Here is a 13704-nt window from a genome sequence, read left to right as displayed (position 1 = left end):
GTCAGCTGGTTCCCGTCATACGGGCCTCGGCGGCCGTGGCCGCGGGCGACTGGGCGAGATAGTCGACGGCCTGGGCGGTGCTGCCCTCCTGCGAGGGATGGTAGGCCCGGCTCAGGTAACGGGGGACGGAGCGCAGCAGATCGCCGGTCGCGGGCAGGGTGCCGCGCCTGCCGCTGCTGTAGAACTCCTTGAACGAGGCCTTGCCGTGCAGCAGGGTCGGGTCGTTCTCCATGAAGAAACGCGTGCCGCGCTGCCAGAAGAAGAGCAGTGCGGTGAACGCCGTGGCCCAGGTCCGTACCCGTCGCCGGTAGCTGCCGTCGACGTGCATGAACACGTCGAACGCGACCGAGCGGTGCTCGACCTCCTCCGCGCCGTGCCAGCGCAGCAGGTCCAGCATCGTCGGATCGGCGCCGCGCCGGTCCAGCTCGTCGGCGTTCAGCACCCAGTCGCCCAGGAAGGCGGTGTAGTGCTCGATCGCGGCGATCGTCGCCACCCGCTCCATCAGCCACCATGTGCGCGCCCGGCCCGGCGGCAGCGTCCGGTCGCCCAGCAGCTTCTCGAAGAACCAGTCGACCTGCGCGGTGTACGGCGTCGGATCGAGACCGAGCTGCTTCAGACGCGGCAGGACGTCGTCGTGCGCCTGGGAGTGCACGGCCTCCTGGCCGATGAACCCGATGACGTCCTGGCGCAGTTGCTCGTCATGGATGTACGGCAGCACCTGCCGGTACACATGGATGAACCATCGCTCCCCGGCGGGCAGCAGCAGATGGAGCACATTGATGGTGTGCGTGGTGAACGGATCGCCCGGCACCCAGTGCAGGGGCGTCTTCTCCCAGGCGAAGGAGACCTTGCGGGCCATGAGCTGCGTCCGCTCCGACGCGACCGGCGCTGGCTGCGTGTTAGACATGGTGTCAATGTACTGATGGGTAAGCCGTGGGAACAGAGGCCTGCGTGGAAATTCCCGGCCCTCCCCGGGGGTTCGGGCCGTCAGCGCAGGGCGCCCATCCGGCCGCCGTCCGCCAGTGTCCCGTTCAGCCGTGCCCGGTCGCCCGCCCCGGCGGGCACGGCGAGGAACCGGCCGTCGGACCTCCCCTCCACCCCGCCCGACGTGGTGAGCGAGACGAACTGCTCGCTGCCCGCGGCCAGTACGTACCAGTGGCCGCCGTGCGACTTCCACAACACCCCGGCCAGCACCCGTGGATCGCGCGTGCCGCACGCCGGTGAGTCCTCGGCACGGGCCGCGACCGCTCCGGGCGGCCCGCCCGTCGCCACGGACGGGGCCGACGGGGCCTGGAACTGGGCGAGCACCCGGCTCCCGGTGCCCCGCCAGGTCTCCGCCCTGGTGCACAGCCAGCGTGCCGAGCCGTTGCCCTCCGGCAGCGGCTGCTCGGCGTACTGCCAGGAGTTCACCGTTCGCACACCGTGCGAACGGACCGCCGGCAGCAGACAGGCGGTCCGCGCCCAACTGTCCCGCTCCGCCCGCCCGTCGACGTCGTGCGGGGCCGACGGCGGGCCCGACGTCAGCCGGGCGGGAGTCAGCTCGCCGAGGTCCGTCATCAGACGGGTCGTCGAGCCGTCCCGCAGTTCGATCGCGTCCCAGACGTGACAGCTCCGGGCCGTGACCGTGCTCCTCAGCGCGGCGGTCACGCCGTCGGCGGTGCGGTGCAGGGGGCGCGCGCCGCCGCCCGGGGCGAGCAGATCCCGTACGGACACCGCACGCACCCAGGGCGCGGTGAGATAGCGGATCCGGTCGCCCGTACGGCCTGCGACCAGGGCGCCCGCCGAGGCCCTGTCGGCGCTGTCGACCCGGGCGAAGTCGAGCGCCGCGCCCACGGCCGGATCGGGGCCCTGCGGTTCCGCGTACCGCACGACGCGCAGCCCGTCGTAGAACAGCACCACCGTCGCCCGGCCCACCCCGCCCGCGTACAGCAGCTGAGGGGCGCCCATCGGCGGGCCCGTGGGAGTGCCCGCGGTCGCCGACACGCGCACCGCGCCGTCCGGCCGCGCCCACGCGGTGAGCGCGCGGCGCAGCAGCCGGAGGTCCCGGGCACGGTCGCCCCGGGTGGGCCAGGAGCTGAAGTCGGTACGCGGCGAGCGTCGCCAGTATGTCGCCGGCACCCGGCCCAGGGCGCCGGGATCCGGGGTCTGTGCGGCGGAGGCCTGACGGGGACGCGACGCGGGCGGTGTGTCGCCTCCCCAGCCACCGCCCGGCAGCCCCAGCAGTGCCGCGCACACCAGCAGCGCGGCGACGGCCGCCACCGCCGCCTTCGCGCGCCGACGACGGCGCGGCAGATCCGGCGGGCGGGCCTGGAGCGAACAGGCATCGAACTCCGGGGACGCGAGGAGTGCGTGCGGTGCCGACACGCCGTCCGCCTCCGCGAGCGCCGCGTGCGGGTCCGCCACCCCGGCGGCGGTCAGCACCCGTCGCACCTCGACGTCGGCCAGCCGCTCCAGGCCGCGCAGTGCATGGGCGGCGCGCCCGGGGCCGGAGAGCGCCGACAGGGCGTGCTCCAGGGCGAGTTCATCCGATCCGCCCGAGTGCGGCAACAGCCGCAGCCCCCACACCAGCGGGAGGAACGGCGGCAGCCGGACGCGGTGCCACGGGCGGCCCGCCGTCAGCGCCGCACGCAGCACCCGCTCGCGGACGTGGGCGTAGGCCGGGTCCACCGCCGGGCCACCGGGGCGACGCTGCAGGGGGACGCGGCCCTCGGTCGCCCCCTCTCCCCGGCGCACCGACAACAGTGACCGCTGGGCCAGCGTGTGCGCCGTCAGAACCCGGCGATGGCTGCCGAGGGACGGCGACAGCACGAGATAGCCGAGCCGGACCAGTCGCGGATAGTGCGCGACGAGCGCGGCCTGCTCGGCCCCGGCCGGGGCGGCTGCGGAAGGTACTTCGGGCAGTGGGCGCACGATCGGCAGAACGAGCGAATCGTGCGATGGTCACCCCGGTGCATCACCGTGTGCCCCGGCGCATTGGAGCATTGGCGCGCGCGGCGTCCGGGCACGGCTCACGACAGCCGCCGTCCACTGAACTCGACCGTGCCGCGCAGCCCGCTGCCGCCGTTCGTCGCGCTCGTGAGCATCCCCACGTCCGAGGCCGCCGCTCCCGGCGCGGCGACCGTGGCCACCACCCGCCGGGTCGCCCCGCCGTGCATGCCACAACAGGCGTGTGCGGTGGGCAACTTACGGCTGGTGCACGACAGCGCGCGGCGGTTCGTCCCGATCCCGGCCGTTCGGCCGCCGCAACCGGGTGGGAGGGCCGCCGTCGCGGCCACTCCGGCCGCCTCCGCCCTGGGGCAGGAGGCGGCCGAGGATCAGGCGAAGGCGGCCGTTCGGGGATCCAGCGACGCCCCCGTCATCCGGTTGCCCAGCGTCGACATCGTGTACGCGCCGATGCCCAGGACCACTTCCAGGGCGTTGCGGGTGGTGTACCCGTGGGCCAGGAACGCCTGGAGCGTCCCGTCGTCCACGGCTCCGGCCGTCGCGATCACGGACAGGGTGAACTGCCTGATCGCTTCCAGCCGTTCGTCCGGGACCACGCGCTGCTCGCGCAGCGCGGAGAGCACCTCGGGGGCGACGTCGAGGGCGGTGAGCTTCGCGCTGTGCATCGCCACGCAGACGTGGCACTCGTTGCGGACCGCCATCGTCATGATCAGGGTCTCGCGGGAGAGCGGGTCCAGGGTGGTCGACTCGAAGAGCGCGCTGATCTTCAGGAAGCCGTCGAGCAGCTCGGGGGACGAGGCGAGCCGGGCGACCGCGGAGGGCAGGTAGCCCTGTTTCCGCGACACCGCCTCCATGGCGCGGCGGGCGGCGGGCGGGGCGGATTCGAGGGTGTGGTCGGGGAACGCGGACGCGGGCATGGATGACCTCTCGTGGTGGGTTCTCACCGTGGGTGCTCACGCTAAACTCGACAACGTGGTTGACGAAAAAGTAAATCAGGTTGTCGAGTTCTGCAATGGCTGAGCCGGAGGCCGGGGCGGCGGCCCGGTCGTCCGCGAGTGCCGGGGCGGGCTTCGAGCTGCCCCTGCTGATGTTCGCCGGATTCCGGTCGATCATCGATGAGTTGCACCGTGAGCTCGCCGAGCGGGGGCATCCCGATGTGCGGCCCGCGCACGGTTTCGCGCTCCAGGCCGTCGGTCGTGACGGGGCGACGGCCAGCGAGATCGGCCGACGGCTCGGAGTCTCCAAGCAGGCCGCGGGCAAGACCGTCGAGAAGCTGGAGGGGCTCGGCTATGTGGAACGCGTCGACGACCCCCGCGACGGCCGGCGCAAACTGGTCCGGCTGACCGCGCGGGGCGTCGACGTCCTGGTCCGGTCGGCCGAGGGCTTCGACCGGCTGCGTGCGGAGTGGGTCCGGGTGCTCGGCGAGGGCAGGGTGCGCGCACTGGAGGACGATCTGCGCACGATGGTGCCCGCGGGCGCGTTCCGGCTGGACGTGCCGGGCTGGTTGGGCGACTGAGGCGGGCGCCGGTGCCGGGCCCCGGGCGTGCAGGGCCGGTCCGGTGGCCGGGGTGGGTGCGGGTGCCCGGTTCCGGTCCCGGCTCGGGCTTGGACTTTAGGGGCGAGAGATAGGACGTATGTTGTGCACGCCCTTCCCGTGAGTCGTTCCGTGCGGCAGCATGCGCACGTCGACACCCAAGAGATCCGACCAATGCTGGTCGGGAATGGGAGGGAACCATGGCACGACGTACCCGTGTGCTCAGTGCGCTCGCACTGGCGGCGGCCGCCGCGCTCGTCCCCGTACAGGCCATCGCGCAGCAGCCCGTGGACCAGCGGTCGGCGCCGCCGGGCACCCCGTGCTCCGCGCCCGTGAAGCCCGCCTCGCAGATGACCGTCGAGTCCTGCGACAGCCCGGACCGGATCATCGAGAAGGCCGCGAACATCGTTCCCACCCGCGGTCAACTCGCCTGGCAGCAGCGGGAGGTCACCGCCTTCACGCACTTCGGGATGAACACGTTCACCGGCCGCGAGTGGGGCTCCGGCACGGAGGACGAGAAGCTCTTCGCCCCCACGGCCATCGACGCCGACCAGTGGATGCGCGCCTACAAGGCCGCCGGTGTCGAGCAGGTCATGCTCACCGCCAAGCACCACGACGGCTTCGTGCTCTACCCGAGCCGGTACACCGACCACTCGGTCGCGCTCAGCCCCGGCAGCCCCGACGTCGTGGCCGCGTACGTGAAGGCCGCCCGCAAGGCGGGCCTGAAGGTCGGGCTCTACCTCTCGCCCTCCGACGGCGCCGAACTCCCGCACGCCTGGCACGCGCAGTGGGTCGACACGATCCGCAAGAAGCAGGCCGAGGGCAAGCCGCTCAGCCTGCCCGAGCGCATGGCCCTGGAGGACGGCGACCGCGCCCCGGCCGGTGAGGGCCGCTTCGGCAACGGCAGCGCGGTCACGCAGCGCACCATCCCCACCCTCGTCCCCGGCGACGACCGGGCCGCCGCGGTCGAGCGCGGCAAGCTGCCCACCTTCGAGGTGATGGCCGACGACTACGACGCGTACTACCTCAACCAGCTCTACGAACTCTTCACCCAGTACGGGCCGATCGAGGAACTCTGGCTCGACGGCGCCAACCCCTGGTCCGGCTCCGGCATCACGCAGAAGTACAACGTCAAGCAGTGGTTCGACATGGTCAAGGCGCTCTCGCCGAACACCGTCGTCTTCCAGGGCCCGCAGGGCGTGCGCTGGGTCGGCAACGAGAGCGGCGTCGCCCGCGAGACCGAGTGGAGCGTCACCCCGCACACCACCGACCCGTGGACGGGGCTCGGCAGCCTCCCCAACGACTCGACCGACTCCGACATCGGTTCCCGGGCCAGGATCCTCGACCCGGCGGTCAACTACCTGCAGTGGTACCCGGCGGAGGCCGACGTCTCGATCAGGCCCGGTTGGTTCCACCACCCGAACGAGAAGCCCAAGTCCCCCGCCCAGCTGATGAACCTGTACGAGAAGAGCGTCGGCCGCAACGCCTCCCTGCTGCTCAACGTCCCGCCGGACAAGGACGGCCGGATCGACGACGCCGATGTCGCGTCACTGACCGCCTTCGGTTCCGACGTACGACGGATCTACGGCACCGACGTACGCAAGCAGGGACCGGCCCCGTACACCTTCGACCGGGTCGCCGTCCGTGAGGACGTCCGGCACGGGCAGCGGGTGGAGAAGTTCGCCGTGGAGGCCCGGATCGGCGGGACCTGGCAGCGGATCGCCGAGGGCACGACGATCGGCCACCGCCGCATTCTGCCCCTGGCCGCGCCGGTCACCGCCACCTCGGTACGGGTGAAGGTGCTGGAGTCCCGGGCGACACCGCATCCGGGGGCGACGACACTGCACCTGACCACGGCGCCGTGACCGGCGGGGCCGCGCACCCCACGAGGGCTGCGCGGCCCACGGCCACGGGCCCGGTTCAGCCCCGGTCGAGATAGGCGAGCACCGCGAGAACGCGGCGGTTGTCGTCGTCGGACGGCGGCAGACCGAGCTTCCCGAAGATGTTCGAGGTGTGCTTGGCCACCGCCCGCTCCGTGATCACCATCTGCGAGGCGATCGCCGCGTTCGAACGGCCCTGCGCCATCAGCTCCATGACCTCCAGCTCACGCGGGGTCAGCCCGCCCATCGGTTTGTCCTGCGAACGCCGCGACAGCAGCTGCGAGATCACCTGCGGGTCCATCGCGGTGCCGCCCGCGGCGACCCTGCGTACCGCGTCGATGAACTGGTCGGCGTCGAAGACCCGGTCCTTGAGCAGATAGCCGATGCCGCCGTTGCCGTCCGCCAGCAGCTCGCGCGCGTACAACTGCTCCACGTGCTGCGAGAGCACGAGCACCGGCAGCCCCGGCCTGGCCCGCCGGGCCGCCAGCGCACACTGCAGGCCCTCGTCCGTGTGCGACGGTGGAAGCCGGACGTCGACGACCGCGACGTCCGGCGCCGACTCGGCCAGGGCCCGGGTCAGTTCGGGCCCGGTCTCCACAGCTGCCGCGATCTCGAAGTCGTACGCCTCCAGCAGCCGGACCAGGCCGTCGCGCAGCAGGAAGAGATCTTCGGCTAGGACAACTCGCAAGGGATCTCCATGGTCACCATGGTGGGACCGCCCGCGGGGCTGCTGACGGCCATGATGCCGTCGAATGTACCGAGTCGGCGTTCGATTCCGCTCAGACCCGATCCGGAACCGACCGCGGCACCGCCCTTGCCGTTGTCCGTGACGGAGACCCGCAGCATGGCGTCCGCGTGGTGGATGTCCACCCAGACCCGGTCGGCCCCCGAGTGCTTGGCGGTGTTCGTCAGCGTCTCGCTCACCGCGAAGTACGCCGCGGACTCGACCGCGGCGTCCGCCCGTCCGTTCATCTCCACCCGGACCTCCGACTCGATCGGCAGCCGCAGCGCCAACGCCTTGACCGCGTCCCCCAGTCCGCGCTCGGCGAGGACCGGCGGATGGATGCCGCGGACCAGATCGCGCAGCTCCGTGAGGGCTTCGGCCGACGACTCGCGAGCCATGGCGAGGAGCTTCTTCGCCTGCTCCGGGTCCTTCTCGATGAGCGCCTCCACGGCGCCCAGGTTCATCCCCATGGCGACCAGCCGGGCCTGCGCCCCGTCGTGCAGGTCCCGCTCGATGCGCCGCAGTTCGGAGGCGGCGGTGTCCACGGCCTCGTGCCGCGTCTCGGTCAGCCGGTCGATGCGCCGGGCCAGCTCCTGCTCCTGGGTGGGAGCCAGCATCGCGCGGGCGATCACGAAGTGCAGCCGCAGCAGCGGCCGGCCGACCAGCAGACCGATCGCGAAGAACACCACACCGAGCGCGGCGGCGGCAAGGCCCGTCGCCTGGCTGTCGACCGGCACGAACGCGTACCAGTAACGGTCGTCGGTGAAGACCCGCCACAACCCGGCCGCCAGGACGAAACCCTCCACCGGGTACACCAGCAGCGCGGAGGCCAGGACCGCCACCACGTAACCGGCGGTCATGTCGACCAGCAGCCACTGGATGTCACGCCAGGTCGCCGGGTCCTTCAGCAACAGCGTGGTCCGCTCCACCTGCCCGGTGAAGCCGGTGCGCACATCCTTCGGGAAAGGCCGGTACGGGACCGGGATTCGGACGTCGCACCAGGTGACCGCGAGCAGCCTGCGCCGGTTGGCGTGCTTGCGGACCAGCTCCAGCACATAGGGCGTGGTGACCAGGCCGATGCCCAGCGGGATGAAGGCGATGGAGAGCACGGCCCACACGAAGAGGGTGATCGACCCGAACAGGCTGGCGATCGACACCACGACGCCCCGCCAGGCTGCCAGCAGCGCGCCCCGTGTCCGGGTCCGTATCGCGTTCATCTCGGTCCGTCTCCCCTCGCCGGGCCCTCGTGCCGGACCCGTCCGAGGACAGTCTCACCCGGACGGCTCCTTGAGGGTCAGCCGTTTCGCCACCCGGGCGGGGGTGTACCCAGCACCACCCCGACGCCTTCGCCCTACGGCTCCGTGAGAGGGGTGCCCGACGGCTGGGGCGGCCGGCCGGCCGTTCCTAGATTCATCGGCGTCCGTCAGCGACGCGTCCGGCGTCGGCTGCCATTGACTTCGATCCGACTTCTGGGGGCGAACACGCCATGAGGCGCAACCTCGCGGCACGCATCGGTGGGTGGAGCGCACACCACCGCAAGACCGCCATTCTCGGCTGGCTGCTCTTCGTCGTGCTCACCACGGCCATCGGCGGGGCATCCGGCCTGGTCGAGATGGACGACGCGGAGAACGCCGCGGGCGATTCGGCGCGGGCCGAGCGCATTCTCGACGACGCCGGGCTCGGGCAGCCGGCCGGTGAACTGGTCATGGTGTCGACCGCGAAGGCGGACGACTGGCGAGGAGCCGCCCGTGAGGTCGCCGCGGCCCTCGACAGGACCGGCGAGGTGACGCACGTCGCGGCGCCGATCCCCTCCAAGGACGGCAAGGACGCGCTGATCACCTTCGACATGAAGGGGGACGCGGCGACGGCGCCGGACAGGGTGCAGCCCGTGCTCGACGCCGTGTCCGGCGTCCGGGCGGACCATCCCGGCGTCACCATCCACCAGTTCGGCGAGGCCAGCGCCGGGAAGTGGCTCGGCGACCTGCTGTCCGAGGACTTCAGGAAGGCCGAGTTCACCGCCGTACCCCTGGCCCTGGGCATTCTGCTGGTCGCCTTCGGGGCGGTCGTCGCGGCGCTGCTCCCGGTCGGGCTGGCACTGACCGCCTGCATGGCCGCCTTCGGACTGCTCTCGCTCGCCAGCCACCAACTGCACCTGTTCCAGACCACGTACTCCGTGATGTTCCTGATGGGTTTCGCCGTCGGCGTCGACTACTGCCTCTTCTACCTGCGGCGCGAGCGCGACGAGCGGGCGGCGGGGCGCGATGCCGAAACGGCCCTGCGGATCGCGGCGGCGACCAGCGGCCGGGCCGTGCTCGTCTCCGGAATCACGGTCATGGTCGCGATGGCCGGCATGTTCCTGTCCGGGCTGATGCTGTTCAAGGGCTTCGCGCTCGCCACGATCATCGTGGTCTTCATCGCGATGCTGGGCTCGGTGACGGTGCTTCCCGCACTGCTGTCCTGGCTGGGCGACCGGACCGACGCGGGACGGGTGCCGTTCCTCGGGGGCCGGGGAAACCGGCGGGGGAACCGGCGCGCACGCACCAGCGGCGGATTCGCCGGCACGGTGCTGAAGCCGGTCCTGTCGCGCCCGAAGACCTTCGCGGCGGCCTCGGTCGTCGTACTGCTCGCCCTCGCCGCGCCCGCCCTGGGCATGAAGACCGAACAGCTGGGCCTGGAGAAGCAGTTCGGCTCCGACTCGCAGCTCTCGGTCGCCTACCGGCAGATCGACGAGAACTTCCCCGGCGGCCCCGCCCCGGCGCGCGTCGTGGTCAAGGCCGACCACATCGGGACACCCGCGCTGCGCAAGGCGTTCGACGGCTTCGACAAGGTCACCGTCCACACGGCGCAGAACGTCGCCGAGATCGAGGTACCGCTCCCCGGCGGCGCGGCCGACCTCTCCGAGCTGCGCGAGAAGCGGTTGCCCGCCGCGTTCGACGGCACGGGTGCCCAGGTGTACGTGACCGGGGAGATCGCCGGGTCCGTGGACTTCAACAACCAGCTGAAGCGCGGCATCGTCCCGGTCTTCGTCTTCATCACGGCCGTGACCTTCCTGCTGATGCTGTTCTGCTTCCGCTCGTACGTCATCGCCGTGACCTCGATCGTGCTCAACCTGCTCTCCGTGGCCGCCGCGTACGGAGTGATGGTCGCCGTCTTCCAGCACGGCTGGGGGGCCTCGCTGATCGGCTCGGAGGGCGTCGGCGCGATCGAGGCCTGGATCCCGCTGTTCGTCCTGGTCGTCCTGTTCGGACTCTCCATGGACTACCACGTGTTCGTGGTCTCCCGGATCCGTGAGGCCCGTGACCGCGGTCTGGGCACCCGGGCCGCCATCGACGAGGGCATCCGGCGGACGGCGGGCGCGGTGACCGGTGCCGCCCTGATCATGGTCGCGGTGTTCGCGGTCTTCGGGACGCTGTCGATGCAGGACATGCAGCAGATGGGCGTCGGCCTCGCCGTCGCGGTACTGCTGGACGCCACGATCGTACGGATGGTCCTGCTGCCCTCCGCGATGGCCCTGCTGGGGGAGCGGAACTGGCGGACCCCGCGCGGACTGGCCCGGCTGCCGGGCCTGGAGCACGGCGAGCCGGAGACGGGTACGCCCGAGGCACTGGCGATGTCGGGGACGCGCGGCTGACCGACCGCCCCGGCCCGCTCACCGCCGGCCGGGGCGGCTGCGGCAGCTACCGCCGGCAGTGTTTATGCGTTCAACAGAAGGAGCGAACAGTGCGATGGTCGCCCTGGCGCACTTGTGCCGTGCAATGCGCCGCGGTGCCATCTGCGGACGCCACTCGCACCGGCTGCCACCCGAACGGCGGGAGCGGGCTGCGCGGCACGCCCGCCCCGTGCGCCTACCTGCGGAAGCTCGGCCGAAGGGCGCCAGCCCTTAGGCCCCGATTGGGACAATTCGACAACTCTCGGAGGGTAGAGCAGCATGGCTAAGCGGGAGGTGTAAAGATCGCTGGCCCTCAGCAATGGCGGCGCGGCCGGTCGACGGGCGCCGGGTATACCGACCCCTACGCGATCCCAAAGCCATGAGTTCATATGATCTCGCTTTCTCTCCGCCACCCACCAGGCTCGTGCCGTCCGTGAGCATCTCTCTTCTCGGCGGTTTCGACATAGTGGTCGGCGATGAACCGGTGACCGTCCCGGTCGGCTCGAAGCGACTTCTGGCGTTCATCGCGCTCAACTACCGGGCTGCTGTCCCCCGGGCTCTGGTCGCCGGGAGTCTGTGGCCCGAAGCATCCGAGCAGGGTGCGAACACGAACCTGCGGTCGGCACTGTCACGCCTGCAGGGCCTCGGGAAGCAAGCACTGAACATCTGCCCCGCCGAGCTGCGCCTCGCGCGGGAAGCCACCGTCGACCTGTACCGGGCCCGGTCGTTGGCCCAGCGCATACTCGATCCCCATGTCCCGGCCGAGGAGCTCGACCTCAACGCGGCGACCGTCGACCAGCTCTCCGTCGACTTGCTGCCCGGCTGGTACGACGAGTGGATGTTGCCGGAGGCGGAGCAATGGCGGCAACTTCGACTCCACGCCCTTGAGGCACTGACGGGAGTCTTCATCGACACGAAGGAGTTCGCCGGGGCTGTGACGGCCGCCCGTGCGGCCGTCCAGGCGGATCCGCTGCGGGAGAGCAGCCAGGCCTCGCTGATCCGCGCCCACCTGGCGGAGGACAACCGGTCCGAGGCGCTGTGCGACTTCGAACGCTACGAGCGGCACCTCCACGACGAGTTGGGGCTTCGGCCCACACCGCGGCTGCGACGGCTCGTGTCCGAACTGCAGCGGCCGCGCCCCGGCAACGGATCCCTGTAACTGCGTGAGCGGCTGTGCACGTCGGCGTACGAGCCGACGTGCACAGCCGCGTACGTGAACGGGGTCGGGCGCTGCGGGATCTTCCTGATGAGGGTGACGGCGCGTCTGTTTCGGGACGAGCGCCGTACCGACAGGTCGATCAGCGCCGGGCTGCCACCGACCGCGAGATCAGCCGCGGTCCGGGCCCACCGGCTGTGCACCCGCGACGAGACGCGGCTGAGCGGCGCGTTCGACACGGCCCTTGATCAGGCGTATCAGGTGTATCGGGCGCAGAACCAAGGGTTCCGTGGCAGGCGGGCCGGAAATGGATTCACGGAGCGTACGGAAATCTGCGCGAGGGGCTCAGCCGCAGTGGGTGGCATAGGTCGTGTAATGGGCATTGGTCCCGCTCGGGGACGTGATGCTCCCGCCGACGGCGATGCACCGCCCGGCTGCGCTCGGCGACACGGGCCCCGCGTATGGGGAGTACTTCGTCGAACTGCCTACGGCAGGGTCCTGTACGTACGCGTCGTGGGCGTCGTCACGCGACGCCCACGCCTTGTACCCGGCAGGGCACTTCATCAGCCACACCGTCTTCAGGGTGGGCGTGCCGTACCCTCCCGCCGAACTCGCCACGGCCATCGCGCAGTTCTTCCCCGACGACGAGTCGTGGAACAGGTGGAAGGTCCCGTTCGTCACCCCGCCGCTGGTCTTGAGGGCGTACGAATCGATCTCGGAGCCGGCGCAACCGTACGACGCTGCGTCGGCGGACGGGGACATGAAGAGCAGGGAGCAGGGCTTCGGGCCTGCGGCGGGGCCGACCGGGGTGGCCCGCGGCGGGCGCGATCCCGTCGACCGGAGCGAGGGCCCGGGTGACGTCGTCGACGTCGGCCGCGGTCGCGACCCTGAGCAGGGTGCCGCGTTTGTCGCGGATCAGGTGGTGTCTGCCGGCCTTCTTCCGCCGGTCGACCGGCGACGGACCGGTGTCGGCGCCCCCTTCCTCGCACGGTGTGGGAACCGTCCACGCACGCCCGGGACCAGTCGAGTTCGCCGGCCGCGTTCAGCTCGGCGAGCAGGAGCCGGTGCCGCCGGCCGAAGACTCCTGCCTTCTGCCACCGGTCCAGGCGGAGCCGGCACGTCCGTCCCGAGCCGACCCCCGGCTCCCGGGGCAGGAGTTGTCAGGCCATGTCGTTGTAGAGGACAAACAGCTTCCACGAGATCGTGTCACGAGCTCTTGGGCCAAGTACGTCCACCGTCATACCGGCCCCGGCCGGCCGCGGATCCGGGCCGAGGCCCGGATCCGGGCAACGCGAGTACCGGACCGGCCTCGCCGCGGAGCTGGTTGCATCGGAACGACCCCACAGTTCGAGGGGTCGGCTATCACGGAAATGGCGAACCCGCCACTGCCCAGTGGCGGGTTCGCGTTGTCGAGTCTGGTCGGTCGGGTCTGGCGTGGTCAGCTCGCGACAGAGGTCACGTCTGGGCGCCCTGCTGGAGGACGTTGCCGTTCTCGGGGCCGGTCTGTGCGCCCTGCTGGAGGACGTTGCCGTTGCCGCCGGTCTGTGCGCCCTGCTGCAGCACGTTGCCGTTCTCGGGGCCGGTCTGCGCGCCCTGTTGCAGGACGTTGCCGTTGCCGCCGGTCTGTGCGCCCTGCTGCAGCACGTTGCCGTTGCCGCCGGTCTGGGCGCCTTGCTGGAGGACGTTGCCGCCGCCGCGGCCGGTCTGGGCGCCTTGCTGGAGGACGTTGCCGTTGCCGCCGGTCTGGGCGCCTTGCTGGAGGACGTTGCCGCCGCCGCGGCCGGTCTGGGCGCCTTGCTGGAGGACGTTGCCGTTGCC

Annotated in this window: 11 protein-coding genes and 1 pseudogene; 4 read left to right on the top strand and 8 right to left on the bottom strand. The window is 71.4% G+C overall.

Annotation, left to right across the window (positions count from 1 at the left end):
* Position 1: 1 nt before the first annotated feature.
* From ACIQCZ_RS36455 to ACIQCZ_RS36440, 4 genes are all read right to left on the bottom strand, one after another.
* Positions 2-907 carry a metal-dependent hydrolase gene (locus ACIQCZ_RS36455; RefSeq protein WP_402289361.1) on the bottom strand — a complete coding sequence of 302 codons (906 nt, stop codon included), beginning with the start codon at positions 905-907 and terminating at the stop codon, positions 2-4.
* Between the two features lie 80 nt (positions 908-987).
* The gene (locus ACIQCZ_RS36450; RefSeq protein WP_402289358.1) at positions 988-2910 is read right to left on the bottom strand and encodes a hypothetical protein; all 1923 of its coding nucleotides are present in this window, start codon (positions 2908-2910) and stop codon (positions 988-990) included.
* Between the two features lie 98 nt (positions 2911-3008).
* Positions 3009-3182 carry a hypothetical protein gene (locus ACIQCZ_RS36445; protein WP_402289355.1) on the bottom strand — a complete coding sequence of 58 codons (174 nt, stop codon included), beginning with the start codon at positions 3180-3182 and terminating at the stop codon, positions 3009-3011.
* 132 nt (positions 3183-3314) lie between these two features.
* The gene (locus ACIQCZ_RS36440) at positions 3315-3860 is read right to left on the bottom strand and encodes a carboxymuconolactone decarboxylase family protein (protein ID WP_402289352.1); all 546 of its coding nucleotides are present in this window, start codon (positions 3858-3860) and stop codon (positions 3315-3317) included.
* 95 nt (positions 3861-3955) lie between these two features.
* Between ACIQCZ_RS36440 and ACIQCZ_RS36435 the strand changes: the two genes are divergently transcribed.
* Positions 3956-4459 carry a MarR family winged helix-turn-helix transcriptional regulator gene (locus ACIQCZ_RS36435; protein ID WP_402289349.1) on the top strand — a complete coding sequence of 168 codons (504 nt, stop codon included), beginning with the start codon at positions 3956-3958 and terminating at the stop codon, positions 4457-4459.
* 218 nt (positions 4460-4677) lie between these two features.
* Positions 4678-6342, top strand: a complete 1665-nt coding sequence (locus tag ACIQCZ_RS36430) for an alpha-L-fucosidase (protein WP_402289347.1) — start codon at positions 4678-4680, stop codon at positions 6340-6342.
* Between the two features lie 55 nt (positions 6343-6397).
* Here ACIQCZ_RS36430 and ACIQCZ_RS36425 read toward each other — a convergent pair whose 3' ends face one another.
* Positions 6398-7045 carry a response regulator transcription factor gene (locus ACIQCZ_RS36425; RefSeq protein ID WP_351082828.1) on the bottom strand — a complete coding sequence of 216 codons (648 nt, stop codon included), beginning with the start codon at positions 7043-7045 and terminating at the stop codon, positions 6398-6400.
* The gene (locus ACIQCZ_RS36420; RefSeq protein ID WP_402289344.1) at positions 7030-8298 is read right to left on the bottom strand and encodes a sensor histidine kinase; all 1269 of its coding nucleotides are present in this window, start codon (positions 8296-8298) and stop codon (positions 7030-7032) included. The genes ACIQCZ_RS36425 and ACIQCZ_RS36420 overlap by 16 nt, the downstream gene beginning before the upstream one ends.
* 269 nt (positions 8299-8567) lie before the next feature.
* Here ACIQCZ_RS36420 and ACIQCZ_RS36415 point away from each other — a divergent pair, with 269 nt between their 5' ends.
* Complete coding sequence (locus ACIQCZ_RS36415) at positions 8568-10712, top strand: MMPL family transporter (protein ID WP_402289341.1); 2145 nt, start codon at positions 8568-8570, stop codon at positions 10710-10712.
* A 451-nt stretch (positions 10713-11163) separates the two neighbouring features.
* The gene (locus ACIQCZ_RS36410; RefSeq protein ID WP_402289339.1) at positions 11164-11889 is read left to right on the top strand and encodes a BTAD domain-containing putative transcriptional regulator; all 726 of its coding nucleotides are present in this window, start codon (positions 11164-11166) and stop codon (positions 11887-11889) included.
* Between the two features lie 342 nt (positions 11890-12231).
* On the opposite strand, the gene ACIQCZ_RS36405 is transcribed toward ACIQCZ_RS36410, so the two are convergent.
* Both ACIQCZ_RS36405 and ACIQCZ_RS36400 read right to left on the bottom strand, forming a co-directional pair.
* Positions 12232-12648, bottom strand: a complete 417-nt coding sequence (locus ACIQCZ_RS36405; protein WP_402289337.1) for a hypothetical protein — start codon at positions 12646-12648, stop codon at positions 12232-12234.
* Positions 12649-13341: 693 nt separating this feature from the next.
* Positions 13342-13704 (bottom strand): annotated as a pseudogene (locus tag ACIQCZ_RS36400) (hypothetical protein); the annotation flags it as partial.

The sequence above is a fragment of the Streptomyces sp. NPDC093149 genome (assembly GCF_044754145.1).
Lineage (GTDB): Bacteria > Actinomycetota > Actinomycetes > Streptomycetales > Streptomycetaceae > Streptomyces.
Note: the sequence above shows the minus strand (reverse complement) of the source record. Positions and strands in the feature narration are given on the sequence as shown.